This is a genomic window from Sulfitobacter sp. NFXS29, assembly GCF_040148765.1.
GTDB lineage: Bacteria > Pseudomonadota > Alphaproteobacteria > Rhodobacterales > Rhodobacteraceae > Sulfitobacter.
In genome coordinates, this window is the sequence record NZ_JAGDED010000004.1 from 194,699 (window position 1) to 219,254 (window position 24,556).

At 62.2% G+C, this 24,556-nt stretch carries 25 protein-coding genes; 12 read left to right on the forward strand and 13 right to left on the reverse strand.

The features are described 5' to 3' along the window. Positions 1–103: 103 nt before the first annotated feature. Genes yajC through J3456_RS09120 form a run of 10 tightly spaced genes read left to right on the forward strand, consistent with a single transcriptional unit; the run spans position 104 to position 6,915 of the window. Positions 104–382 (forward strand): preprotein translocase subunit YajC, encoded by a 279-nt coding sequence (gene yajC / locus J3456_RS09075; RefSeq protein WP_067627241.1) that lies wholly within the window; start codon positions 104–106, stop codon positions 380–382. A 35-nt stretch (positions 383–417) separates the two neighbouring features. Continuing rightward, positions 418–2,067, forward strand: a complete 1,650-nt coding sequence (gene secD / locus J3456_RS09080; RefSeq protein ID WP_349579875.1) for a protein translocase subunit SecD — start codon at positions 418–420, stop codon at positions 2,065–2,067. Between the two features lies 1 nt (position 2,068). Beyond that, entirely contained in the window at positions 2,069–3,037 is a 969-nt protein-coding gene (gene secF, locus J3456_RS09085; protein WP_349579877.1) for a protein translocase subunit SecF, read from the forward strand. Further along, positions 3,030–3,785 carry a TSUP family transporter gene (locus J3456_RS09090; RefSeq protein WP_349579879.1) on the forward strand — a complete coding sequence of 252 codons (756 nt, stop codon included), beginning with the start codon at positions 3,030–3,032 and terminating at the stop codon, positions 3,783–3,785. The genes secF and J3456_RS09090 overlap by 8 nt, the downstream gene beginning before the upstream one ends. 18 nt (positions 3,786–3,803) lie before the next feature. After that, a complete protein-coding gene (locus J3456_RS09095; RefSeq protein ID WP_317389565.1) occupies positions 3,804–4,157 on the forward strand; it encodes an Mth938-like domain-containing protein in 354 nt (117 codons plus the stop codon). A gap of 19 nt (positions 4,158–4,176) precedes the next feature. Further along, entirely contained in the window at positions 4,177–4,788 is a 612-nt protein-coding gene (gene ccmA / locus J3456_RS09100; protein ID WP_349579882.1) for a heme ABC exporter ATP-binding protein CcmA, read from the forward strand. Beyond that, positions 4,785–5,441, forward strand: a complete 657-nt coding sequence (gene ccmB, locus J3456_RS09105) for a heme exporter protein CcmB (protein WP_349579883.1) — start codon at positions 4,785–4,787, stop codon at positions 5,439–5,441. The genes ccmA and ccmB overlap by 4 nt, the downstream gene beginning before the upstream one ends. Before the next feature lie 52 nt (positions 5,442–5,493). Further along, the gene (gene ccmC / locus J3456_RS09110) at positions 5,494–6,228 is read left to right on the forward strand and encodes a heme ABC transporter permease CcmC (RefSeq protein WP_349579885.1); all 735 of its coding nucleotides are present in this window, start codon (positions 5,494–5,496) and stop codon (positions 6,226–6,228) included. Further along, entirely contained in the window at positions 6,228–6,383 is a 156-nt protein-coding gene (gene ccmD, locus J3456_RS09115; RefSeq protein WP_342851342.1) for a heme exporter protein CcmD, read from the forward strand. Before ccmC ends, ccmD begins: the two co-directional genes overlap by 1 nt. Positions 6,384–6,396: 13 nt before the next feature. Beyond that, complete coding sequence (locus tag J3456_RS09120; RefSeq protein WP_349580033.1) at positions 6,397–6,915, forward strand: DsbE family thiol:disulfide interchange protein; 519 nt, start codon at positions 6,397–6,399, stop codon at positions 6,913–6,915. On the opposite strand, the gene J3456_RS09125 is transcribed toward J3456_RS09120, so the two are convergent. The 3 genes from J3456_RS09125 to acnA form a co-directional block, all read right to left on the reverse strand. Next, positions 6,905–7,495: an NAD(P)H-dependent oxidoreductase gene (locus J3456_RS09125; RefSeq protein ID WP_349579886.1), complete on the reverse strand. Its 591-nt coding sequence runs from the start codon at positions 7,493–7,495 to the stop codon at positions 6,905–6,907. The genes J3456_RS09120 and J3456_RS09125 overlap by 11 nt on opposite strands. Before the next feature lie 63 nt (positions 7,496–7,558). Continuing rightward, entirely contained in the window at positions 7,559–8,371 is an 813-nt protein-coding gene (locus J3456_RS09130) for a hypothetical protein (protein WP_349579888.1), read from the reverse strand. Positions 8,372–8,517: 146 nt separating this feature from the next. Continuing rightward, entirely contained in the window at positions 8,518–11,292 is a 2,775-nt protein-coding gene (gene acnA / locus J3456_RS09135) for an aconitate hydratase AcnA (RefSeq protein WP_349579890.1), read from the reverse strand. Between the two features lie 251 nt (positions 11,293–11,543). On the opposite strand from acnA, the gene J3456_RS09140 reads away from it, so the two are divergent. Further along, positions 11,544–12,254, forward strand: a complete 711-nt coding sequence (locus J3456_RS09140; protein ID WP_349579892.1) for a DUF1223 domain-containing protein — start codon at positions 11,544–11,546, stop codon at positions 12,252–12,254. A gap of 11 nt (positions 12,255–12,265) precedes the next feature. Here the strand turns inward: J3456_RS09140 and J3456_RS09145 are convergent, their stop codons facing one another. From J3456_RS09145 to J3456_RS09160, 4 genes are all read right to left on the reverse strand, one after another. After that, positions 12,266–13,174 carry a lysophospholipid acyltransferase family protein gene (locus J3456_RS09145; RefSeq protein ID WP_349579893.1) on the reverse strand — a complete coding sequence of 303 codons (909 nt, stop codon included), beginning with the start codon at positions 13,172–13,174 and terminating at the stop codon, positions 12,266–12,268. A gap of 179 nt (positions 13,175–13,353) precedes the next feature. After that, positions 13,354–13,512: a hypothetical protein gene (locus J3456_RS09150; RefSeq protein WP_349579894.1), complete on the reverse strand. Its 159-nt coding sequence runs from the start codon at positions 13,510–13,512 to the stop codon at positions 13,354–13,356. A gap of 74 nt (positions 13,513–13,586) precedes the next feature. Further along, entirely contained in the window at positions 13,587–14,891 is a 1,305-nt protein-coding gene (gene purB / locus J3456_RS09155) for an adenylosuccinate lyase (RefSeq protein ID WP_349579895.1), read from the reverse strand. 308 nt (positions 14,892–15,199) lie between these two features. Then, positions 15,200–16,411, reverse strand: coding sequence for a bifunctional alpha/beta hydrolase/OsmC family protein (locus J3456_RS09160; protein WP_349579896.1), 1,212 nt, complete (start codon positions 16,409–16,411; stop codon positions 15,200–15,202). Between the two features lie 168 nt (positions 16,412–16,579). On the opposite strand from J3456_RS09160, the gene J3456_RS09165 reads away from it, so the two are divergent. Then, complete coding sequence (locus J3456_RS09165) at positions 16,580–17,734, forward strand: trans-sulfuration enzyme family protein (RefSeq protein WP_349579897.1); 1,155 nt, start codon at positions 16,580–16,582, stop codon at positions 17,732–17,734. A 79-nt stretch (positions 17,735–17,813) separates the two neighbouring features. On the opposite strand, the gene ligD is transcribed toward J3456_RS09165, so the two are convergent. The 6 genes from ligD to J3456_RS09195 all read right to left on the reverse strand — a co-directional run bounded on the left by ligD (position 17,814) and on the right by J3456_RS09195 (position 24,417). Beyond that, positions 17,814–20,273 carry a DNA ligase D gene (gene ligD / locus J3456_RS09170; RefSeq protein WP_349579899.1) on the reverse strand — a complete coding sequence of 820 codons (2,460 nt, stop codon included), beginning with the start codon at positions 20,271–20,273 and terminating at the stop codon, positions 17,814–17,816. Continuing rightward, positions 20,273–21,109, reverse strand: a complete 837-nt coding sequence (gene ku, locus J3456_RS09175) for a non-homologous end joining protein Ku (RefSeq protein ID WP_349579900.1) — start codon at positions 21,107–21,109, stop codon at positions 20,273–20,275. Before ku ends, ligD begins: the two co-directional genes overlap by 1 nt. A gap of 11 nt (positions 21,110–21,120) precedes the next feature. Next, positions 21,121–22,068 carry a YihY/virulence factor BrkB family protein gene (locus J3456_RS09180; protein WP_349579901.1) on the reverse strand — a complete coding sequence of 316 codons (948 nt, stop codon included), beginning with the start codon at positions 22,066–22,068 and terminating at the stop codon, positions 21,121–21,123. 75 nt (positions 22,069–22,143) lie between these two features. Continuing rightward, complete coding sequence (locus tag J3456_RS09185; protein WP_349579905.1) at positions 22,144–23,415, reverse strand: DUF3618 domain-containing protein; 1,272 nt, start codon at positions 23,413–23,415, stop codon at positions 22,144–22,146. Then, positions 23,405–23,803 (reverse strand): phage holin family protein, encoded by a 399-nt coding sequence (locus tag J3456_RS09190; protein WP_349579907.1) that lies wholly within the window; start codon positions 23,801–23,803, stop codon positions 23,405–23,407. Before J3456_RS09190 ends, J3456_RS09185 begins: the two co-directional genes overlap by 11 nt. Continuing rightward, complete coding sequence (locus J3456_RS09195; protein WP_349579909.1) at positions 23,800–24,417, reverse strand: hypothetical protein; 618 nt, start codon at positions 24,415–24,417, stop codon at positions 23,800–23,802. The genes J3456_RS09190 and J3456_RS09195 overlap by 4 nt, the downstream gene beginning before the upstream one ends. Between the last annotated feature and the right edge of the window lie 139 nt (positions 24,418–24,556).

A 24,556-nucleotide genomic window follows, 5' to 3' on the forward strand; every position in this document is an offset into this window, starting at 1 on the left:
CGGCGGCTTTCCACCTTGCACCCCGCTGCCGCCGCGCATAGGTTCTGGCCAAATTCTCAGGGCCCATCCTGCGGCCCAATACCCATCGAAAAGGACGACCCCCATGGAAGGCATCCAGCAATTTGTGCCGCTGATCCTGATCTTCGCGATCATGTATTTTCTGCTCATCCGCCCCCAGCAGAAGAAGGCCAAAGAACATCAGGCTATGGTGGCCGGCCTGCGTCGCGGCGATCAGGTCGTGACCCAAGGCGGGATCATCGGCAAGGTCTCCAAGGTCAAAGACGACGGCGAGCTTGAGGTGGAAATCGCCGAAGGCGTGAAAATTCGCGTGGTGCAGGCCACCATCGCGACCGTCGTTTCCAAGACCGAACCGGCGAAATAAACCCTACCCCGAGGCCGCAACCCAAAGGCGGAACTATGCTACAGATTGATCTGTGGAAGCGGATTGCCATTGTCCTGACCTGTTTGGCAGGGCTTTGGCTGGCGCTTCCCAATGCCTTTTACGCTCCTGTCGAAAAGCACAATGACGCCGTTGCGGCCATCGAAGTTCAGGGCAGCACGCCTGAGTTGGAAGCGCAGCGCGCGCTTTGGCCTGAATGGATGCCCTCGGGGTTGGTGAACCTCGGCCTTGACCTGCGCGGCGGTGCGCATCTGCTGGCCGAAGTGCAACTGGCCGATGTCTATGCCTCGCGCATGGAAGCACAATGGCCCGAGGTCCGCGATGCTTTGCGCAGCCTGACCCCGGTCCGCCGTGAAGAAGCGCCAGCGGGCGAATTGCGGGTCCGTCTGAACGATCCGTCAAAGATGGCCGAGGCCTTGCAGATCACCCGCGATTTGGCCCGTCCCGTGACTACGGTCACCGGGGCAGGCGGCAGTGATATTGATGTCAGTGGTACGGATGGCACCATCAACATCACCCTGTCGGACGCCGAGAAACAGGCTACTGATGAACGTACGATGCAGCAGAGCCTTGAGATCGTGCGCCGCCGTATCGATGAGGTCGGTACCCGTGAGCCGACGATCCAGCGTCAGGGCGCTGACCGCATCTTGATCCAAGTGCCGGGCATTGGCTCCGCCGCTGAGTTGAAAGCGATCATCGGCACCACCGCGCAGCTGACCTTCAACCCGGTGGTCAACCGTGGCTCCAATGAAAACGACAACCCCGGCATCGGCAACGCAATCCTGCCGGCGGCGGATGAAGAGGGCGTGTTCTACACGATCGAAACCGCCCCTGTCGTCACCGGCGAGCAACTCGTCGACGCACAGCCAAGCTTTGACCAGAACGGCGCACCTGCCGTGTCCTTCCGCTTTGACACCTCTGGTGCGCGCAAATTCGGGGACTACACAGCCGAGAACATCGGCTCGCCCTTTGCCATCGTGCTTGACGATGAAGTCATCAGCGCGCCGACCATCCAGAGCCATATTCCCGGCGGGTCGGGCATCATCACCGGGCGTTTCTCGGTTGAGGAAAGCACAAACCTTGCGGTGCTGCTGCGCGCTGGTGCCCTGCCTGCGGGGCTGAGCTTTGTCGAAGAGCGCACCATTGGGCCAGAACTGGGCCAAGACAGCATCGACGCGGGCAAGATCGCCACGATGGTGGCGTTTGCTGCCGTGCTGTTCTTCATGTGGGCATCCTACGGCCTGTTCGGGTTCTTCGCCAATATCGCGCTGATCATCAACGTCGGGCTGATCTTTGGGCTGCTGAGCCTGATCGGCGCCACGCTTACCCTGCCGGGCATCGCGGGCATCGTGCTAACGGTCGGCATGGCGGTGGACGCCAACGTGCTGATTTTTGAGCGGATCCGTGAAGAGCAGCGCAATGCCAAGGGGGCTGCGCGGGCGATCTCGCTGGGATATGAGCGCGCACTCAGCGCCATTCTGGATGCCAACATCACGACCTTCATCGTGGCGGTCATCCTCTTTGCCCTAGGCTCTGGCCCGGTGCGCGGCTTTGCCGTCACGCTGGGACTGGGCATCATGACATCGGTCTTCACCGCCTTCTTCGTCACCCGCTTGCTGGTGGTGATTTGGTTTGAACGCCGCCGTCCCAAGACAATCGAGGTTTGACATGCGACTGAAGCTGGTACCCGACAACACGAACTTCGATTTCTTTGGCTATGCCAAGATCACCTTTGGCGCGTCTGTGGTGGCGATGATCCTATCGCTGATCGCTTGGGGCGTGATGGGATTGAACTTCGGCATCGACTTCCGCGGTGGGACAACCCTGCGAACCGAAGCCACTGAGGCGGTGGACGTGGGCGCTTACCGTGACGCGCTGAGCGCGCTCGAGTTGGGCGATGTGACCATCTCTGAGGTCTTTGACCCTGGCTTTCGCGACGATCAGCATGTGGCGATGATCCGGGTTCAGGCCCAAGAGGGGCAGGAAGCTGCGACCACCGGCACGATCCAGACAATTCAGGCGGCGCTGCAGGAGGTATCCCCAAATATCAAGTTCACTTCTGTCGAGTCTGTTGGGCCAAAGGTCTCGGGCGAGTTGATCCAGACGGCGTTTCTTGCCGTGGGGGGGGCGCTGGCAGCGATCTTGATCTACATTTGGCTGCGGTTCGAATGGCAGTTTTCGGTGGGGGCTGTCGTGGCCTTGTTCCATGACGTGGTGCTGACAATCGGTTTGTTCTCACTCTTGCAGATCCGCTTTGACCTGCCGGTGGTGGCCGCGATCCTGACGATCATTGGCTATTCCATCAACGATACGGTCGTGATCTTTGACCGCCTGCGGGAGAACCTGCGCAAATACAAAAAGCGTCCCCTGCGTGAGGTGATGAACCTATCCGTCAACGAAACGCTGAGCCGGACGCTGATGACCTCAGGCACCACGCTACTGGCACTGATCGCACTGCTGATCCTTGGCGGCGACGTGATCCGGGCCTTTGTCTTCGCCATCACATGGGGCGTGATCGTGGGCACCTATTCGTCGGTCTATGTCGCGAAGAACGTCGTCCTGTTCCTTGGTGTGAAACGCGACTGGTCCAAGCCTGACGCGGGCGCTGGTACGCAATTCGCAAATATTGATGCCTGACCTGCTGGCGCAGGCCATCGCCACCCCCGGGGTGGCATGGCTTGCGCTGGCCGTGGTCATTGCGGGACTGGTCCGGGGCTTTGCGGGCTTCGGCTCTGCCATGATCATCATGCCGGTTGCGGCCTCTGTGCTCTCTCCGGTCGAAGCGATCCTATTTATGACCGCTGCCGAATTGATCGGCCCCCTCCCCAATCTGCCAGATGCTCTGCGCCAAGGCGCGCCGCGAGAAGTGGGGCGCTTATTGCTGGGGGTGCTGATCGGCATGCCACTAGGCCTTTGGGGGCTGTCGATGATGTCGCCCGAGGGCTTTGGCTGGATCGTTTCCGGCGTGGTTCTGGGGCTTTTGGCGCTGCTGCTGGCGGGCTGGCGCTATCATGGGCCGCTGAGCGCGAAGCTGGTGACGGCAACTGGCGCTTTGGGCGGCTTCATGACCGGTTTTGCAGGCATCGCCGGGCCGCCTGTAATTTTGCTCTATATGGCCAGCCGACGGCCCGCTGCAGTAATCCGAGCGAATTTCCTGCTCTACTTGCTAGGGATCGATCTGCTGCTCTTTGCGATGCTGGCTGCGACGGGGCAGGTAGTCTGGTCAGTGCTCATCCTCGGGCTGCTCGCTGGGGTGCCGAATATCATTGCGAATATCATCGGGGCGCGGCTGTTTGATCCGGACCGAGAGCGGCTTTTTCGCGCGGTGGCCTATATCGTCATCGCCGCATCGGCTATCCTTGGTCTGCCGCTGTGGAATATCTGAGCCTGAGAGGGACATGACATGCGATTGAATGAGATCACCTATACAGACGCCAAACCGATCGACGGCTACGGCCCCGGCTTTTTCCGCATTGGCGGAGAGGTTGTGCAAGGCCCGCAGGTCATCGGCCCCGACGGCATCACAGGCTGGGGCGGTCTGGCCGACGCGGCGCCGGTGTTGGCGCTGGCGGGCAAGGTCGATGTGGTCTTCCTCGGCACTGGGGCGGATGTGGCACATATCCCCGATGACCTGCGCGAGACGTTAGAAGAGGCTGGTCTAGGGATTGAGGTCATGTCCTCTCCCGCCGCCTGCCGCACCTATAACATCCTGCTGAGCGAGGGGCGGCGCATCGCGCTGGCCCTTTTGCCGGTCTGAGAGCGGAGCGGCTTCCCCGGTGCAAGTAAGCGATCTCAGCGTGGCGCGCGGCGGGGTGCCTGTGCTCTCGGGCGTATCACTCGTGCTGGCGCCGGGCGAGGCACTGGTGCTGCGCGGCCCGAATGGGGCGGGCAAGACGACGCTGCTGCGCTGTATTGCGGGTCTGCAAGCGCCGCTATCGGGGCGGATCGAAGGGGCGGAGGACCGCGTGGCCTATGCCGCCCATGCGGACGGGCTGAAATCCATGCTGACGGTGCGCGAGAACCTAAGCTTTTGGGCGCGAGTCTTTGGAAATGTTGATATTGCGAAGGCGCTCGATGGCTATGCCCTGTGGCCGCTTGCAGATCGTTTGGCAGGGTCGCTTTCCGCCGGGCAAAAGCGGCGTCTGGGGCTGGCGCGGCTGTTGGTCACCGGCCGACCGATTTGGGTGTTGGATGAGCCGACGGTATCGCTCGATGCGGATGCAGTTGCAATGTTCGGCACCGTGCTGCGTGGGCATCTGGCGGCGGGCGGTTCGGCGCTGATGGCCACGCATATCGACCTGGGGATTGACGCACGGGTGCTGGATGTCAGCGCCTACCGCGCCGCGCCCGATGCCGACCTCGGCGCCAGCGACGCAGCATTCCTATGAAGGCGCTGCTGCTTCGTGATCTTCGGCTGGCTCTGCGCGCGGGCGGAGGCTTTGGCCTTGGGCTGGCGTTCTTCCTGATTGTGACGATGCTGGTGCCCTTCAGCGTCGGCCCAGAGGCGACGCTTCTGCGCGCGATAGCCTCCGGTGTCCTCTGGCTTGGGGCGTTGTTGGCCTGCCTCTTGTCGCTTGACCGGCTGCTGGCGCTCGATCTCGAAGATGGCTCGTTGGAACTGCTGCTCACTGCGCCCTTGCCCCTTGAAGGGGCGCTGGCGATCAAGGCTTTGGCGCATTGGCTGACCACGGGTCTGCCGCTGGTGCTGGCGGCCCCATTCCTTGGGGTGATGCTGCAACTCGCGGCGCCCGGTCATCTATGGCTGCTGGCCTCGCTCGCACTCGGCACGCCCGCGCTGTCGGTTATCGGCATGTTCGGCGCGGCGCTGACGGTTGGCATCAAACGGGGTGGCTTGCTGCTGTCACTGCTGGTGCTGCCGCTCTATATCCCCACGCTTATTTTCGGCGCCGAGGTCGCGCGGCGCGGGGCGGCGGGGCTGGATGCCAGCACACCGCTCTTGATGCTCGCAGGGCTGACGCTGGCCGTGGTGGCCTTGATGCCATTTGCCGCAGCGGCGGTGCTTCGGATGGGGTTGCGATGACCCCAAGAAATCGTGCATTGAGCACCACCCAACCGCGCGATAGGTAAACTGCATGTCCCTTTGGCAATACGCAAATCCCGTCAAATTTCTAGCGCTTTCAGAGCGTGTGCAGCCTGTGCTTTGGGCCTTAGCAGCGGTTTTTGTAAGCGTTGGCCTGATCTGGGGGTTCTTCGGCACGCCCGAAGACGCGCGCCAAGGCAGCACGGTCAAAATCATCTATTTACATGTGCCCGCCGCCCTGATGGCGATTAACGCATGGTTCATGATGCTGGTCGCCTCGCTGATCTGGCTGATCCGGCGGCACCACGTCAGCGCCTTGGCGGCCAAGGCTGCAGCGCCGGTGGGGCTGGTGATGACGCTGATCGCGCTGGTGACCGGGGCCATCTGGGGCCAGCCGATGTGGGGCACATGGTGGGCCTGGGATCCGCGGCTGACATCGTTTCTGATCCTGTTTTTGTTCTACCTTGGCTATATCGCGCTGTGGCAGGCGGTCGAAGACCCGGACACCGCCGCTGATCTGACCTCGGTGCTCTGCCTCGTTGGCTCAGTCTTTGCGGTGCTGTCGCGCTATGCGGTGCAGTTCTGGAACCAAGGGCTCCATCAGGGCACCTCGATCCCCGTGGCCACGGGCAACCGCAGCGTGGCAGATGTGTTTTTCTATCCACTCGTGCTGGCGATGCTGGGGTTCGGTCTGCTATTTCTGGCGCTGGTGGTTTACCGCACGGGCACCGAAATTCGCCTACGTCGCACAGCGGCACTGCGGGCGCGGATGAACAGGGGGGCGTGATGCCGGAACTTGGAAAATATGCGGCCGAGGTGCTTTCGGCCTATGGCGTGTCGCTGGTGTTGCTGGGGGCCTTGGTTGCAGTGACCCTGCTACGGGGCCGTGCTGCGCGCCGCGCGCTTGAAGAAACCGAAGCGGAGGCCGGACGCCGTGGCTAAACTCTCTCCCATGATGATCGCCCCGCCGCTGATTTTCGCGGCCTTCGTGGCGCTGGCGGCGGTGGGCATGTACCGTGATGACCCTGAGGGGCTGCCCTCTACGCTGGTTGGCCAACAGGCGCCCGCCATGCCCGAGACCGCGCTGCCGGGCTATCCGCAGGCGACGGACGACATGCTGCGGGGGGGGGAGGTGAGCCTGGTGAACTTTTGGGCCAGCTGGTGCCCGCCTTGCCGGGCGGAACATCCAAAACTGCTGGAAATGCAGGCCGATGGGATGAACATCATTGGCGTGAATTTCAAGGACACCGAAAAGAACGCCAGCGCCTATCTAAAGGACGAAAAAAGCCCCTTTGCCGGGGTTGGATTTGACCCCCAGGGGCGGGTTGCGATTGACTGGGGCGTGACCGCCCCGCCAGAGACGTTCATCGTTGGCGGAGACGGGACGGTGCTGTTTCGGTTTGCCGGGCCGTTGGTCGGCAGCGATTACGAACAGCGGTTTCTCCCGGCATTGCAAGACGCGCTTAGCCGCTGATCTTGCCTGCGAATTCAACAAGACGTTTGGCTTGGAAGGCGATGGATTTCTTGCCGGTTTCATCCAGCGGGCCGGGCTCGCAGGAATAGCCGTAGGGGTTGCCGCCGTCTTCGAACTTCACCCCATCGGCATAGCCCGGCGGCACGATGATCGCGCCCCAATGCATGGCGGTGACATAGATCGACTGAAGTGTGGTCTCTTGCCCCCCATGTGGGTTCTGCGCAGAGGTGGTCGCGGTGACTGCCTTATTGGCCAGCGCGCCTGACTGCCACTGCGGCCCCAGCGTGTCGATAAAGGCGCGGAACTGGCTGGCGGCGACGCCAAAGCGGGTCGGGGCAGAGATGAAATACCCATCGGCCCATTCCATGTCTTCGGGCTTGGCTTCGGGGATGTCTTTCATTTTGTCCAACTGTTCGCGCCAAGCATCCTGTCCGTCGACAACGGCTCTTGGGGCGGTTTCGGTACAGCGGCGGAGGCGGACCTCGGCGCCAGCTTCTTCCGCGGCGCGTGCTGCTTCTTGGGCGATGGCGTGATTTGTGCCGTAGGTGGAATAAAAGAGTACTGTGATTTTCGGGCTCATGAGGTGTCCTTTCGCTTGGGTGCGTCAAGACCAACGGCTCGCGGGGTGTTCTGGTCCTCGCGCTCAAAGCGAATACTGCCGCGCCCAGTCCCTCAGTCGGGCGATGAACTGCGCATCGGTCAGTTGATCCAAGGTGCCCTCAGGTGCGGTAAAGTCGGGCAGCGGCTCTAGTGCGATGCGCAGGCGGCGCATCTGTTCGGCGTAGGGTGCGACCCGCTGGGCCATCTCGACCATCGCCGCAGGCACGCGGCGGGCGGGGTGTTCGGCACTGTAGTAGAGCGCGAATTGCATCGCGTTGAGGTTCGACACCAGATCGGCAAGCTCGGGCAGGATGATGGTGTTCATCTCGTTGCTATCTGCCGCGAACATCGACGCTTTGGTCAGCAGCCCGCGCGCTTGGGCGACCGTGGTGGTGGTCGACAGCACAAAGCTGACCGACAGCGTGAGGATCACCATACCGTTGACCCCGGCAAGGACCGACAGCACCAGCCAAAAGGGGGTTTCCGTCTGAAACGGCCCGCCGCCGAGGGTGGAGAGCAGATGACCGACAAAGGCGAAATTGCGCAGAAAGCCCGCCGGGCGTTCGCTTTCTGTCAGCACCACGGCCTCGCGGCTCATCTGAAAAACCAAGGTCCAACCAAGCGAGACGAGCACGATCCACGTCACCGCAATGGCCGTCATCACCACCGGGCCAGAGAGGCGGTGGCGGGCGTTGCCCTCTGGCATGACCTTGGAAAAGACGAAGAACGCCGCCCGTGCAACCCGTTCCGACAAAGGTGCGACAGGGGCGGCCCCGATGGCGGTATAGAGAAAGTCCAGCAGCACGATAGCAAGGATCACCGCGCCCAAAGCGCCAAGCGCGTAACCTGCTATCATTGCTTTGCCTTCCCCGAACGCGATCGTCTTACAGGGGCAACCCGTGATCGGCAGTCAGGTTCCCGCGCAGAGGCTTGAGGCAAAAGAAAAGGAGCGGCCCGCAGGGGGGGCCGCTCCTTGGATCAGTTCGCAAGAGCGATTGGCGCTTAGGCCGATTTCGCCAAGTTGCGCAGCACGTAGTGCAGCACGCCGCCGTGTTCGATGTATTCGATCTCAATCGCGGTATCGATGCGGCACTTCAGCGTGATTTCTTTGGTGCTGCCATCGGCCATTGTGATCGTGCAGGGCACTTCCTGCAGTGGCTTGATCGTGTCCAACCCGCTGATGGACACGGTTTCCTCGCCAGTCAGGCCCAGCGATTTGCGGGTGTCGCCGCCGGTGAACTCAAACGGGATGACGCCCATGCCAACGAGGTTGGAGCGGTGGATACGCTCAAAGCTCTCGGCGATCACGGCCTTCACACCCAGCAGGGCTGTGCCCTTGGCGGCCCAGTCACGCGAGGAGCCAGCGCCGTACTGTTCGCCACCGAAGATCACCAGCGGCGTGCCGTTTTCCTGATGCGCCATCGCGGCATCAAAGATCGAAGTCTGCTGACCATCGGGGCCTTTGGTGTAACCGCCCTCAACGCCGTCGAGCATCTCGTTCTTGATGCGGATGTTGGCAAAGGTGCCGCGCATCATGACTTCGTGGTTACCACGACGGGAGCCGTAGGAGTTGAACTCCCGCACCGGCACCTGACGCTCTGTCAGATACTGACCCGCAGGGGTGGTTTCCTTGAAGGAACCGGCGGGCGAGATGTGGTCGGTGGTGATCATGTCACCCAGCACCGCCAGCACTTTCGCGCCGTCGATGTTGGAGATCACGCCCGGCTCTGGCGACATGCCTTGGAAGTAGGGCGGGTTTTGCACGTAGGTCGAGGTCGGCGGCCAGTCGTAGGTCTTGCTGTCGGTGGTTTCGACCGACTGCCACTTTTCGTCGCCTTTGAACACATCGGCATATTTCTCTTGGAAGGCTTCGCGCGTCACGGTCTGTTCGACCAGTTCAGCGACTTCCTGCGTCGAGGGCCAGATGTCTTTGAGGTAAACGTCATTGCCGTTCTTGTCCTGACCCAGCGGGCTGTTTGTCAGGTCGTGGTTCATGTCACCCACCAGCGCATAGGCCACCACGAGGGGCGGGGAGGCGAGGTAGTTGGCACGCACGTCGGGGCTGATCCGGCCCTCAAAGTTACGGTTGCCCGACAGCACCGAAGTACCGATCAGATCGTAATCGTTGATCGCCTTGCTGATCGGTGCTTCCAGCGGGCCGGAGTTGCCGATGCAGGTGGTGCAGCCGTAGCCCACGAGGTTGAAGCCGATCGCATCAAGGTCTTCTTGCAGGCCAGCGGCCTCAAGGTAATGCGACACAACCTGCGAACCGGGGGCCAGCGATGTCTTGACCCAAGGCTTGCGGGTCAGGCCCAGCTCACGTGCTTTGCGCGCCACGAGGCCCGCGCCGATCATGACGTAGGGGTTCGAGGTGTTGGTGCAGGACGTGATCGAGGCGATCACGATGGAGCCGTCGTGCAGCTGATAGTTGCCATCATCCGTGGCGACAAAACCGCGGTTGTGGTGGCCTTCGTCGCCGGGGATGTCCTGCGGTTCGGGCTGACCGCCTTCGCCTTCCCAACGGATTTCCGAATTGGCCGAGGTGTCTTTGCCCTCGCGGACGCCTTTGACGTAATCGGCAAAGGCGGTGTGCGCGGAGGTCAGGGCGATGTAGTCCTGCGGACGCTTCGGGCCGGAAATCGCAGGTACGATGGTGCCCATGTCGAGGGTCAGCGTATCGGTGTAGACCGGTGCGTAATCCGCATCGCGCCACATGCCGTTCTCTTGGGCATAGGCTTTGACCAGCGCCACACGATCCTTGTCGCGGCCAGTGTTGGTCAGGTAACGCAGTGTTTCGTCGTCGATCGGGAAGAAGCCACAGGTCGCGCCGTATTCAGGCGCCATGTTGGCGATGGTTGCCCGGTCTGCCAGCGGCAGGTGATCCAGACCTTCGCCGTAGAACTCAACGAATTTGCTGACCACGCCTTTTTCGCGCAGCATTTCAACGACTTTTAGCACGAGGTCGGTGCCGGTGGTGCCTTCCATCATGCGGCCTGTCAGCTCAAAACCGATGACTTCGGGGATCAGCATAGAGATCGGCTGGCCCAGCATCGCGGCTTCGGCCTCGATCCCGCCAACGCCCCAGCCCAGAACGGCAGCGCCGTTGACCATGGTGGTGTGGCTGTCGGTGCCGACGAGCGTATCGGGGTAGGCGACTTCCTCGCCGTTTTGGTCCTTGTCGGTCCAGACGGTCTGGCTGAGGTACTCAAGGTTCACCTGGTGGCAGATGCCGGTGCCGGGGGGCACAACGCGGAAGTTGTTAAACGCCTTTTGGCCCCACTTGAGGAAGGTATAACGCTCAATGTTGCGCTCATATTCGCGGTCGACGTTCATCTGGAACGCGCGCGGGTTGCCGAATTCGTCGATCATGACGGAGTGGTCGATCACGAGGTCGACGGGGTTCAGCGGGTTGATCTTGTCGGCGTCGCCGCCCAAGGCCACCAGACCATCGCGCATCGCGGCAAGATCAACAACGGCTGGAACGCCGGTGAAGTCCTGCATCAGCACGCGGGCAGGGCGATAGGCGATTTCGCGGGGGTTTTTGCCGCCCTTGGTGGCCCATTCGGCGAAAGCCTTGATGTCGTCCTGAGTGACGGTCTTGCCGTCCTCGAAACGCAGCATGTTTTCCAGAACGACTTTCAGCGCCGCTGGCAATTTCGAGAAATCGCCCAAGCCCGCAGCCTCGGCGGCGGGGATCGAGTAATAGGCGATGTTCTGGCTGCCAACGGAGAGGGTCTTGCGTGTCTTGGCACTGTCGTGACCGACTTGGATTGTCATGGCGGGCTCCCTTCGGGGTCTGATGGGTGGCTAGATTGTCGTCTCAATGCCACTACGGGCGCGGCGGTTCAACTGTTATCAGGTGGTTTCGCGCGATTTTGTATACCATTGTGTACCGAGAATAAAGGGGGCAGTCTGCGCAAAGCCCGCTGTGGGCGCTAACGGGCGTCTCAACAAAGGTTGATTGGTATTTTACCCGCCCAGCCGTTAGACCGAAGCCATCACCGCGATATTGATCCGTCTGGAATTTTATGAAGCCCCTGATTTATCCCGTTCTCGCCGCGTTTTCGCTGCTGGCCGCCCCGTTGCAGGCCGAGCAGGATCAGCCTGTGGTGGTCGAACTCTTTACCTCTCAGGGCTGTTCCTCTTGTCCCGCCGCCGATGAAATGCTCGCCGAATTGGCCGATCGGGAGGACATCATCGCCTTGGCGCTGCACGTGGATTACTGGGATTATATCGGTTGGGAAGACCCCTTTGGCGACCCGGCCCATGCCGAGCGCCAGCGCGGCTATGCCGCCGTGGGCGGGCGGCGCAGCGTCTACACGCCCGAGCTGATCGTGCAGGGCGAGACTGATATCGTGGGCGCCAAACCGATGAAGCTGATGGACGCGGTGGAGCGGCACGCAGAGGCCGCGCCGCAGGTGGCGCTGACGCTTGCGCGTTCGGGTGAGACCCTTGAGATTGAGGCGGACCCCCTGACCGACACCGCCGGGCCGATGCATGTCCATATGCTGCGCTATTCGCCGATGGAGCGGACCAAGGTCACCCGCGGCGAGAATGCAGGCCATGTCATGGAACACAGTAATGTCGTGCGGGGCTGGCAGGTTTTGGCGGATTGGGACGGATCAGCGCCGCTGTCGCTGACAGCAAAAAACGAGGGCGATCTGCCCGTCGTGGTGATTGTTCAACGCCAAGAACCGGGTGGTCCGGGCGCGATTCTCGCAGCAGCGCGCATCAAATAGGCGCGCAACGATTAGGTTTCGTGCGGGCGCCAGCGGCGGTGCACCCAGAACCACTGTTCGGGCGTCTTGGTGACCTGCGCGGTCAGGCTGTCGTTCAGCGCCTGCGTCATGGTCATCGGATCGCTATGCGGCACCGGCGCTTCAAGCACCACGTCAAAGCTGACCCCATCGTCTTGGCGAATGCCGTAGAACGGGATCAACAGCGCGTCATAGCGCAGCGCCAGCTCTGCCGCCGAGATCGCGGTGCGGGCAGGTTTGCCGATAAAGTCGAGGATCGGCGCGCGGATCACATGTTGGTCAAACAGCAGCACCAGCCGACCGCCCTGTTTCAGATGCCGCACGAACCCCGCCGTGCCGCGCCGCCCTTGCGGAAACACCGGCCCACCGAAGGCTTCGAGCGTTTTGACGTAATGGGCGTTGAAATAAGGGTTCTTCATCTCGCGGTAGAGCCCGCCGATGTCATAGCCGCGCGCCACGAGGGACGCCCGCGCCGCTTCGTAATTGCCGTAATGCCCGGTCACCAAGATCACCGGCTGGCCGGTGCGGTTGGCCTCTTCCAGCGCCGCCATGCCGGGGCCGCGTGGCTCGGCATCGGCCATGCGTTTGGGGAAATCATCGGCCGAGTAATTCTCGATAAAGGAACGGCCAAGGTTGTTGAGACAGCGCGTGGCGATTTCCTCGCGGCGGGCGAGCGGCATCTCGGGCCAGACATGTTCCAGATTATCAAGCGCGCGGCGGCGGTAGCCCGCCAGCGGGGCCAAGACATGCTGCACCAAGCTGCCGACAAAGCTGAGCCGCGCCTTATAGGGCAGGGCCAAAGCCGTGCGGATGATCCCAACGATCAGCAGATTGCTCAGGTAATGGCGCGCCCGGCGACCGAAGGGATAGGGCTTTTTGACTTTGGGGGCTTGCTCCGACATGGGCTCTGACAGGCTGTTAAAGTTTTCCTGACATAGCCTGCGCCGCCCCGCGCAACAAGCCATGCCGGGCGTCATAGGCCGGGGTTAGCCGTCGAAGGCCCGCGCAGTCGCAGGCGTGGGGGCCGCCAAGGCGCGGCCCTCTGATCCAGCAATGGGAAACCCTGCCGCCCGTGAAAACCTCAGGCGGTGGCGTCTGGCACACAGGTGCCGCTGCTGGTGTCGAGTTTCATTCCCTCGGCGCAGGTCATGACCTGTTTGTCATGGACGCAGCCCGATGCGAGGGCGAGGGAGGGGGCCGTGAGCGCCATGAGGGCGCCGAGTGTCAGTGCGAGTTTCATGTCGTTTGCTCCTTTGACAGGCGCAGACAGGGTACACCCGTCCGCGCCAATCTCAAAGCATTACGATGATCGCATCACGCGCCGAAGACGCGCTTGAAGATCGTGTCGACATGTTTGGTGTGATAGTCCATGTCGAATTTTTCGTTCACGCCGTCTTCGCCCAAGGCCGCGACGACCTCTTTATCGGCCAGCAGCAATTCGCGGAAATCAAGACGTTCTTCCCAGACTTTCAGCGCGTTGCGCTGCACCATGGAATAGGCATCCTCGCGGCTCACGCCCGCCTGGGTCAGGGCCAGCAGTACCCGCTGGCTCATCACCAGACCGGGGAATTTGTTCATGTTCTCCAGCATGTTCTCGGGGAAGACGAGCATTTTGTCGATTACACCAGCCAGACGGTGCAGGGCAAAGTCCAGCGTGACAGTCGCGTCAGGGCCGATGCCACGCTCGACCGAGGAATGCGAGATGTCGCGTTCGTGCCAAAGCGCCACGTTCTCCATCGCCGGAACCACGGCCATGCGCACCAGACGGGCAAGCCCGGTGAGGTTCTCGGTCAGCACGGGGTTCTTTTTATGCGGCATGGCCGAGGAGCCTTTTTGCCCCATCGAGAAGAATTCCGCGCCTTCCAGCACCTCGGTGCGCTGCATGTGGCGGATTTCAATCGCCACGTTTTCGATGCTGCTGGCGATAACGCCGAGCGTGGCAAAGAACATCGCGTGACGGTCGCGCGGGATGACTTGGGTCGAGATCGGCTCGGGGTTGAGGCCCAGTTTCTCGCAGACATGCTCCTCGACGCGCGGGTCGATATTGGCGAAAGTGCCGACAGCGCCCGAGATCGCGCCGGTGGCGATTTCCTCTCGTGCGGCGACAAGGCGGGCGCGGTTGCGGTCCATCTCGGCGTAGAAGCGGGCAAAGGTCAGGCCCATGGTTGTCGGCTCGGCGTGGATGCCGTGGCTGCGGCCCACGCGCACGGTGTCTTTATGCTCCAGCGCGCGTTTCTTCAGCGCTTCCAACAGCTTGTCTAGACCGACGAGCAGCAGATCAGAAGCGCGGACGAGCTGCACGTTGAAGCAGGTGTCGAGCACATCCGAAGAGGTCATACCCTGATGCACAAAGCGGGCCTCGTCGCTGCCGACGTGTTCGGCGAGGTGTGTGAGAAAGGCGATAACGTCATGTTTGGTGACGGCTTCGATCTCATCAATGCGCGCCACGTCAAATTCCACGTCCTTAGCTTTCCACACGGCGTCGGCATTCTCGCGCGGGATCGTACCCAGATCGGCCATCGCGTCGCAGGCGTGGGCCTCGATCTCGAACCAGATGCGGAATTTCGTTTCCGGCGACCAAACGGCAACCATATCGGGACGGGAGTAGCGGGGGATCATGCGCGCACCTTTTTAGGACAGGGGATGGGTCAGGGGCGGCATAGACTGACTTGGGGTTAAGGACAAGTGTGAGGTGGTGAGGGCCAGTGTCTGCCCGTGGGGTGGCGATGCTCAGGTGGCCGCGTGCCACTTAATGGGGCAGCCTTGGGGTGACCTCCTAGACGCGCACTCAGCCTCACCAAATCGCCTACCCGGTCGCACCAAAGGTGCGCCAGTGTATATCGGCACGCCTTTGGCGTGACGGGCGGGCAGGCGATGGCCCGGCGCCTGCGGCTTGATTCCGGGCTGGGGTGGTAAAGTCACCGTACCTAGAGGAGTTCGGTTAGTACCGTCGAACTCCTCTCTAACGTCCGGTGCACCGGGCATTTATCCGCGATCTCCAACAACCGCTGCCGCTGCTCCTTGCTCAAATCCCCCTCCAGCCGGATACGCCGCCGCCACGTGTCTATCTTCTCCGCGGCCCCGGTGCCCGCATCCTGCGCATGGACTTTGTCGTGGCAAACATCGACGCTCACGCCCATCAGCGGCCAGCCCTTGCGCCGGGCATACATGCGGATCGTCATCGACGTGCAAGCACCCAAGCCCGCAGACAAAAACCCATAGGGCGACATGCCGCGATTGGTGCCGCCATAGGCCAGTGGTTCATCCGCCAGCGCGTGGTGGTGGGGGCCTGCGTTCACGTCTTGCAAGAACCCATCGGCGTCGGCTTCGGTCACGCGCACGATCCCTTCGGGCGCGCCGGGGGGCGGGGCGGGGGATTTCAGCGTCATATAGCGATCCGCCCATGTGGCGATGATCTCTGCCGCATATTCGGCATCGTCCGCGCGGGTGATCAGGTGATCGGCATCGTCCAGCGTAACAAAGCTTTTGGGATGTTTCGCGGCCAAGAAAATCTGGCCCGCGTTGTCGATGCTCACGATCTCATCGCGCGGGGCGTGGAGCACCAGCAGCGCGGCCTTTAGCCTGGCGATATCGGGGCCGAGGGTGGCGCCCTGCACATCGTCGATAAAGCCCTGACTGATGGTGAAGGGCCGCCCACCAAGATTGACCTCGGCACTGCCCTTGGCCGAAATCTCGGGCAGACTTTCGGCGAAATTATGGGTGACATGGGCCGGATCGAAGGGCGCGCCGAGGGTGGCGACGGCTTTGACATCGGCCAGTTGCGCCGCGGCTTTCAGCACCGCCGCTCCGCCCAGAGAATGACCGATCAGCAGCGCAGGCGCCATATCGCGGCTCGATAGATAGCTGCAGGCAGAGATCAAGTCGTCGACGTTGGAGGAAAAAGACGTGTTCTCAAACTCACCGCCCGAATGGCCCAGCCCGGTAAAATCAAACCGCAGCACGGCGATGCCCATCGCCGCCAACCGCCCGGCGATACGCCGCGCGGCGGGGATGTCCTTGCCACAGGTAAAGCAATGCGCAAACAGCGCGGTCGCCAAATGCGGCCCTTCGGGCATGTCCAGCCGGGCGGCCAGTTCCGTGCCATCCGGGCCGGGGAAGGTAATGCGTTCGATGGCCATGTGGCTCTCCAATTTGCTTGCCGTAAAGGTGACATGTTCAGCGGTCTGATCAAGGGGCGAGGCGGCACGCTCACCCAAGCGTGACGGGAAAGCATTCTGCGTGATCGCATTTGCCCCGCCTTGTTGCTTTGTATACGACTTGAGCGAAACACCTGTCGGAGACACATCTTGGCCCAGCCCCCGAAACCAAACCTGCACCCTGCCACCATCGCGGCCCAAGCCGCCGGGGCCGTCGATCCAGCTTCGGGCGGGGTGGTGCCGCCGGTGCAATTTGCCACCACCTATCTGCGCGATGAGAACTACGATCTGGTCAACCCCGACAACGTCTATCTGCGCTCGCACAATGAAAACACCCGCGTGGCAGAGCGTATTCTGAATGCGCTCGAAGGGGCAGAAGAGACGCTGATTTTCCCCTCGGGCATGGCGGCCATCGCGGCGGTCTTCCGGACCGTGCCCAATGGCGCGAGCGTGGTGGTGCAAAGCCAGATTTACTGGGGCACGACGAAATGGATCCGCGATTTCTGCACCCGTCGGCAGATTGCGCTGCATGAGGTGGACGCCAGCGATCTTGATGCCTTTGCAGCACTTTGCAGGGCCGAAAAGCCTGACCTGTGTTTGATCGAGACCCCTTCGAACCCATGGCTGCGGATCACCGATATCGCCGGGGCCGCCGCCGCCGCGCATGAGGTGGGCGCGACGCTGGTGGTCGATAGCACGGCGGCTTCGCCCGTGCTGAGCCACCCGCTGGAGCATGGCGCGGATATCGTGATGCATTCGGCCACCAAGGGGATCAACGGCCATTCGGATGTTTTGGCCGGCTCGCTTGCCACCAATGACGCGGGCGCGCCGCGCTGGCAGATGATCCACGATGACCGGAACGAGGCAGGCGCGGTGATCGGCCCGATGGAGGCGTGGTTGCTGGCGCGCGGCATGCGTACCCTGCCGCTCAGAATGCGCGAGATGTCCCGCAATGCCATGACATTGGCGGAGTTTCTGGCGGATCACCCGCAGGTCGAACAGGTGATGTATCCCGGCCTGCCGGATCATCCCGGCCACGCCCTTGCTGCGCAGCAGATGAGCGGGGGCTATGGCGGGCTGTTGTCCTTTGTCGTCAAGGGCGGGGCGGGAGCAGCGCTGAAAGCGGCAGGGCGGTTGCAGCTTTTCCACCGCGCCACGTCGCTCGGCGGTGTGGAAAGCCTTGTCGAGCATCGCCACACGATTGAGCCGCACACCGGGATCCCCGAAGGGCTGCTGCGGCTCTCGGTCGGGATTGAGGATGTCGAAGACCTTGGTGCTGATCTGGGGCAAGCGCTCGGCCAGTAACCTCATTGGCCGCGGGCATCCGCGGCCAATCTCGCCCGAGGCACGGTGTTGCCCCGTTCCCGTGCGTTAAAAACGTCCGCTAGGTTTCAGACCAAGCCTGCAGTTTCTCGATCACCCCATCGGTCAGCGATTGCAGATCGTCTTGCACCGCCAGCGCGGGGCAGGGCCGATCCAGCCGCGCGGCGATATCGCCCATGCGAAACCCGTTGGCGCTGTCGAGGTTTTCCAATTCCTCCCATGTCACCGGCACGGCAACCGGCGCACCGGTGCGCGCGCGCAGGGAATAGGGCGCGATGGCCGTAGACCCACGGTCGTTGCGCAGCCAATCGATGAAAATGCGGCCCTTGCGCTTGGCCTTGGACATGGTCGCAACATAGCGATCAGGGTTCTGCGCGGCCATGACATGGGCAAAGGTCTTGGAGAACAGCTTGACCGTCTCCCAGCCGCGTGTTCGGCGTAAGGCCAGCCAGACGTGCACGCCCTTGCCGCCGGTGACGATGGCACCCGATTGCAGGCCCAGAGCCGCCAGCGCGTCGCGCAGCTCAAAGGCTGCCGCGCGGACATCGGGCCAGTCCAGCCCCTCATCGGGGTCAAGGTCAAAGACCAGCCGGTCGGGGCGGTCCAACCGGTCGACCCGCGCGCCCCAGATGTGATATTCCAAACTGCCCATCTGCGCCGCCGCGATCAGGCTTTCGGGCCGCGTGGCATAGAGATAATCCGCCGCATCGCCATCGCTTTGCTCAATCGACACCCGCGACAGTGCATCAAGCATCCCGCCACTGTCGTGTTTTTGAAAGAAACATTGCCCGTCGATCCCCGAGGGGCAGCGGAACAGCGACAGAGGGCGATGGCCCATGAGCTCAATCATGCGCGGGCCGACACGCGCGTAATGCCGCGCCACGTCACCCTTGGTGCAACCGGCATCGGGGAAGACCTTGCGGTCGGCGTTGCTGATCTGCACGCCGCCGATTTTGCTGTCATCGCCCATCTTCGGCTCCTCCTGCGGTTCCTCCAATGTCACTTGAACGGCGTCCTTGTCCTGACGCAGGCCCAGAAAACTGCCGTGGCGGATCACGCCATCGGCGGTGAACTCGGTAAAGTCGACCTCGGCCACCAGATCGGCGCGGACCCATTTGGCATCCCGCGCAACCTCGGCTGGCACGTCGCTGGCGGGCGGTGTTTTGCGGGCGGTCATGGCACGGGCAAGATCGGCCATCACTGCTTCGGAAAACCCCGTGCCGACACGGCCTTTATAGCGCAATGCGCCGCCCTCATGACTGCCCAACAGGAGCGAGGCGAAGGCGCGGCCCTTTTTGTCAGAGGGGGAATAGCCGATGATGACGAATTCCTGCCGCCGGGTGCATTTGACCTTGAGCCAATTCTTGCTGCGCCTGCCGGAGTAGGGCGCGTCGATACGTTTGCTGATGATCCCCTCGGCCCCGGCTTTGCACGCGCGGTCAAAGACTTCGGGGCCGTGACCGACGACATGTTCGCTCAGCCGCAATGGCCCGCCCGCTGGCACGCCGGAAAGCAACTTTGCCAAACGGGCGCGGCGGTCTTTTTGCGCCTCACCCCGAAAGTCATCGCCATCAAGCGACAGCAAGTCGAAAGCGTAAAAGACCAGCGGATGCCCCTCTTTCAGCGCCTTTTGCAGCGATGAAAACGCAGAGCCGTTGATCTTGGCCGCCATGACCTCTCCGTCCAGCAAGGCGCGATCGCAGGGCAGCGGATCAAAGGCTTGGCCAAGCCCGTTGAATTTGTCGGTCCAATCCTTGCCTGAGCGGGTAAAGAGCCGCGCACCGCCCTTGCCGAGAGAGACCAGACAGCGGTAGCCGTCGAATTTCGTCTCATGCATCCAATCCTCACCCTCGGGCGCGTCGGACACGAGGGTGGCAAGCTGTGGTTTGACGAAACCGGGGTTCTTGCCCCTGCGTTTGGGCTGTGGGTCCGCGACATCTCTCGCGGGGGCGTCCTTGGCGATTTCCGCCATGGTGCGGCCTGTGGTGATCGACCGGGCGGCGCCCTTGGTCAGCCCGTCCGGCACATCGCGGGCATAGTCGTCGCGTTCCTTGATCAGCAGCCAGTTCTCGCGCTTTTCCTGGCCCCGCATCCGCACCAATGTCCAACCGCCCTGCATCTGTTGGCCTTGCAGCGTGAATTTGAGCTTGCCGTCCTTCAACCCCTTGGCGACATCGCCCTGCGGCATCCATGTGCCCCGGTCCCAGAGCATCACCGTGCCGCCGCCATATTGCCCCTTTGGGATCGTCCCTTCGAACCCGCCGTAGTCAAGCGGGTGATCCTCTGTCCGCACGGCGAGACGCTTTTCGGATGGGTCGGGGGAGGGGCCTTTGGTGACAGCCCAACTCAGCAGCACCCCTTCCCATTCAAGGCGAAAGTCATAGTGCAGGCGGGTGGCATCATGTTTTTGGACAACGAAGCTTTGGCCCGCGCCGCTGCCGATCTGGCCACGGGGTTCGGCTGTCGCCTCGAAATCGCGCTTGGCGTTATAGTTGGCAAGCTTGTCGGGAGATTTGGCCATCACGAGGCCTTTTTGCGCGGCGCCTTCTTCTTGGCGCTGGATTTACCGCCCGCTTCCTTGAGGCTCTCTTTCAAAGCGCCCATCAGGTCGATGACATTCTCGCCCTCGGTAGGGCCGTCATCCCCGGTTTGCACGCGCGGGGTTTTCTTGTTCTTCACCTTCGCATCCAAAAGCTTTTGCATCGCCTCGGCATATTTGTCGGTATAGGCGGAGGCGTCGAAGGGGGCTGTTTTCTTGTCGATCAGCGATGTCGCCACATCGAGCAGGTCTTTGTCGGTCTTCTCATCCTCGATATCGGTGAAAATCTGATCTGCCTCACGCAGCTCATCGGCGTAGTGCAGCGTCTCCATCAACAGCCCGTCGCCACAGGGTTTGACGCAGGCCAGATATTCCTTGCCGCGCATGGTGACCTGCCCCAAGCCCACCTTGCCCGCTTGGCGCAGCGCGTCGCGCACCACGCGGTAGGCATCTTGGGCCAGATCATCGGAGGCGGTGATGTAATAGGGTTTGTCAAAATAGAGCGGAGAGATTTCGCAGGCGTCGACGAATTGCACCAATTCAAAGGTCTTTTTCGTCTCGAGCTTGATCTCATCCACCTCGTCGGGGTCAAGCAGGATATATTCGTCACTGCCGACCTCATAGCCTTTGACTATATCCTCGGCCTTGACCGGCCCGATACCGGGCACGGATTTCTCATAGCGAACCCGCTTGCCCGAGGGTTTGTGGATTTGCCGGAAGGAGACTTTGGAACTGGTCTTAGTGGCCGAGAATATCTCGACCGGGATCGACACCAGCGAGAGGCGAAGCTGACCTTTCCAGAGTGCGCGCGGTGCCATTGGCCCCCCTCCTATTTACCCTTGGCGCGGCCCAGCCTGTCGGCCTTGACCGCGTCGCGCTGGCCCATCGGCTCTTCTGGGCCGGTGGTGCTGTCCTTACGGGTCTGGGCTTCCATTTCGGAATTGAATTCGGCCCCCAAGAGCACGATGAAGGCCGAGATCCACAGCCACATCAGCAGGATGATCGCCCCGGCCATGCTGCCGAAACTCTCGTTATAGCTGCCGAAGTTGCTGACATAGATCGAAAAACCGATAGAGGCGACGATCCACAGGATGCAGGCAATGACGGAGCCGGGGGTGAGCCATTTCCACTCTGCGTCATCGCGCGCGGGGCCATAGCGGTAAAGCACGGCCAGCGCGAGCGTTGTGAGCGCGGCCAGCAATACCCAACTGCCATAGGTGAGCAAAGTCTCAACCCAATCCGGCAGGGCGAGGAAGGCCACCACCGCAGGCACCGCCAGCGTCGCGGCAAGACCCAAAAGCAGCACACCGATCAGCATCATGGTGAGGCCCAGTGTCCAGATCAGTTTCTTAACGAAACCACGGGTTTCATCCTCATCATAGGCTACGTTAAGACCTTCCATCAGGCTGCCAACGCCCTTGGAGGCAGAATAGAGCGCGAGGCCCAGACCGATGAGAAAGGCCCAGCCAAGTCCCGTCTCTTCCGACCCGGTCACAGCAACGGCTTGATCGAGAATGATGGTGGCAGCTTCTTTGGGAATGAGGTTGGTGAGCGCTTCAAGCTGGGCGGTGACCTGAGCAGGCTCCATCACCAGCCCGGCCAGCGCCATCAGCGCGGTGACAGCGGGAAAGATCGCCAGCAGCGCATAAAAGGCGACACCGGCGGCGACGAGCGACACGTGATCGGCGGCGATTTCATCCTTGACCCGAAACAGGATGTCCTTCCATCCGGGGGCCGGTATCTCCATCGGCGTTTCCGCTTCACGTCCGCGCGCCATAATCGTACCTCTGACTTGCAATTAATGTCGTAGAAAGGCCCGCCCCCGAATACCGGGGGCGGGCACTGGTATCGCTTAGCTCTTCACGTCGCCGAGTTTTTGCTTGTCGGCTTCGCTTTTGGCAGCATCAGCAACGCGCTGACCGCTTTCCTTCGCCTTTTTCACGGCGGCGTCGGCGGCGGTCTCTTCGTCGGCTGCGGCATCGGCGTTGGCTTTCGTCTCTTTCAAGACTTTGCCTGCCTCATCCGATGCGGCCTTGGCAACTTTGCCCAGCTTGTCACGCTCTTCCGCATAGATACGCTCGGCTTCGTTAAAGAGCGCATCGCTGTGCTCGCCCATATAGGCGTCTTCGGTGCGGCTACGGGGCAGGGCGGCACCGATGGCGGCACCCACGGCGAGGGCCAAGGCACCGGCGACCATCGGATGCTCTTCGAACATGTCCGAGGCACGCTCACCGCCCTGACGGGCATAGCGGCCACCGGCATTCCATGCATCCACGGCACGAGCACGGGCCATCACGATGCGCTCACGCGCTTCGGCGGTCATGTTCTCGGTGCCTTCCGACAGACGGTCGCGCAGCACATGGGCACGCTCGTTGGCGGCATTGGCGCTGTCACGCACGCTATGGGCGGCGCCGCTGGCGGTGTTGCGGATGCTGTCGACGGCAGAGCTTGCACCATAAGACGCGCGGTCACGGGCATAGCGGGCACCGCTGGCAACCGATGACCCGGCCGAGCGGGCACGACCAGCAGCCGAGCTTGCAGCGCCTTTGACGCTACCGGCGGCGGAGCCTGCGGCACCGGACACACCACTCGCGGCGGAGCCTGCGGCCCCCTTCACGCTACCAGCGGCAGAGCGGGCACGATCACCCAAGCCACGGCTGTCATCGTCATCATGGTGTACGTCACGGGCCCATGCGGGCACGCTGTCGCCTGCGCCACGCTCGGAGCCATAGCTGGAAGCATAGGCGCTTGCGGGGGCGGAGGAGCGGCCTGCGTCACGCACGGCGGGACGGTTTTCGGTGTTGGTCACCGGCACCGGCACGGGATGTGCGCGGTCGCGATCGAGCCCTTCGTAGCCCCGGCGGTCACGGCTGTTGCCGCTGCCGAACATCATCCACGCCAGTCCAGCACCCGTCAGCGCCAGAGCAACCGGGTTGCGCTTGGCAGCGTCAGAGATGGAGCGACCCCAGTCGCCGCCATGTTCGCGGAACTGGTCAGAAAACTGGCGCGCGATGCCTTCAACCGAGAAGCGGTCTTGCAAATCGTCCAGCGTGTCGGCCAGACCGGCGCGCTCCCGTTCGATTTCGCGTTCAATTTCTTCGGGATTTCTGGAGTCATTTGTCATCGTAGACCTCCTTCATGGTTGCTGCGTCACGCTTGACGTTTTTGGCGGTGCGGGTCGGCGCAAGGCTGTTGAGTTTCAGATCATTTGTGCCTTTCTGGACCATCACATAAGCGACGATGGCCAGAAGAACGCCGACGATCACGGCGGACCAGCCAGCGGCGATGCCAGCTTCGGTCAGGGCAGCGACGAGGGCGGCGCTCAGCACGTTCAGCGCAGTAAGGGCCACGACCACGGCGCCGACGATCAGGCCAATGGCCACGCCCGCATGTTTCAGGTTCTCGTTCACCTCGGCGCGGGCCAGATCGACCTCTTTGCGCATCAGCGAACTCACGTGGGAGAGTGCTTCGGTCAGCAGGCTCCCGGCGGATTTATTTCTTTCGGTGGTCATGCTTTCTCTCCTGTTACGACGTTGGGCGCGGCAGGCTGCGGGGTCGGCTGTGCGGCGGTGCGGCCGGGCACGGTGCTTGCAGCACCTGTAGGCGGCGTGCCGGGCATGGGTCGGTCGAGGCGGTCGTCGTCGTCATATTCGACGCCGCTGCCGCCATAACCGCCCTGAGGCCGGTCGCTGGAGGCTTTGGCAAAGCGGGTCGCCACAAAGCCCAGAAGGGCCGCGCCACCAAGGAAGACCAGCGGGTTACGCTTGGCAAAGCCATTGAGGTCGCCCATCATTTCGCCGAGGTCTTTGTCGCGCATCGTGTCGGAGACATCGGCAAGGCCATCGGCGAGTTGGCTAAAGCTGCGCTCCTGCGGGGAGCCGCTGCGCAGCTCATCGGCTGCGGTGCGCAGTGCGGATGCGACGCCTTTGACTTCATCGGCGGCGGTGTCACGCGCTTGGTAGGCATAGTTGGTGGCTTCGGCAGACACGGTGTCGGCCACGTCCCGTGCCTGTGCCTTGGCGCTCTCGGCAGCGCTGCTGGCGGCAGCGGCAGCTTTGTCTTTTGCAGCGGTCGCCTGCTCTTTCGCGGCGGCGCTTTGGGTCTGTGTGTTTTTGTCGTCGGGCATGGTGACCTCCTTTAAAATACGAGATTCAGGATCGCGAGAACGACCACGATCAGGCCGATGAGGTAGAAAATTCCGTGCATGGGTCCCTCCATTCGTCTGCAGCAATTATCTTATCTACAGTCCAACGACTGACGCTGCG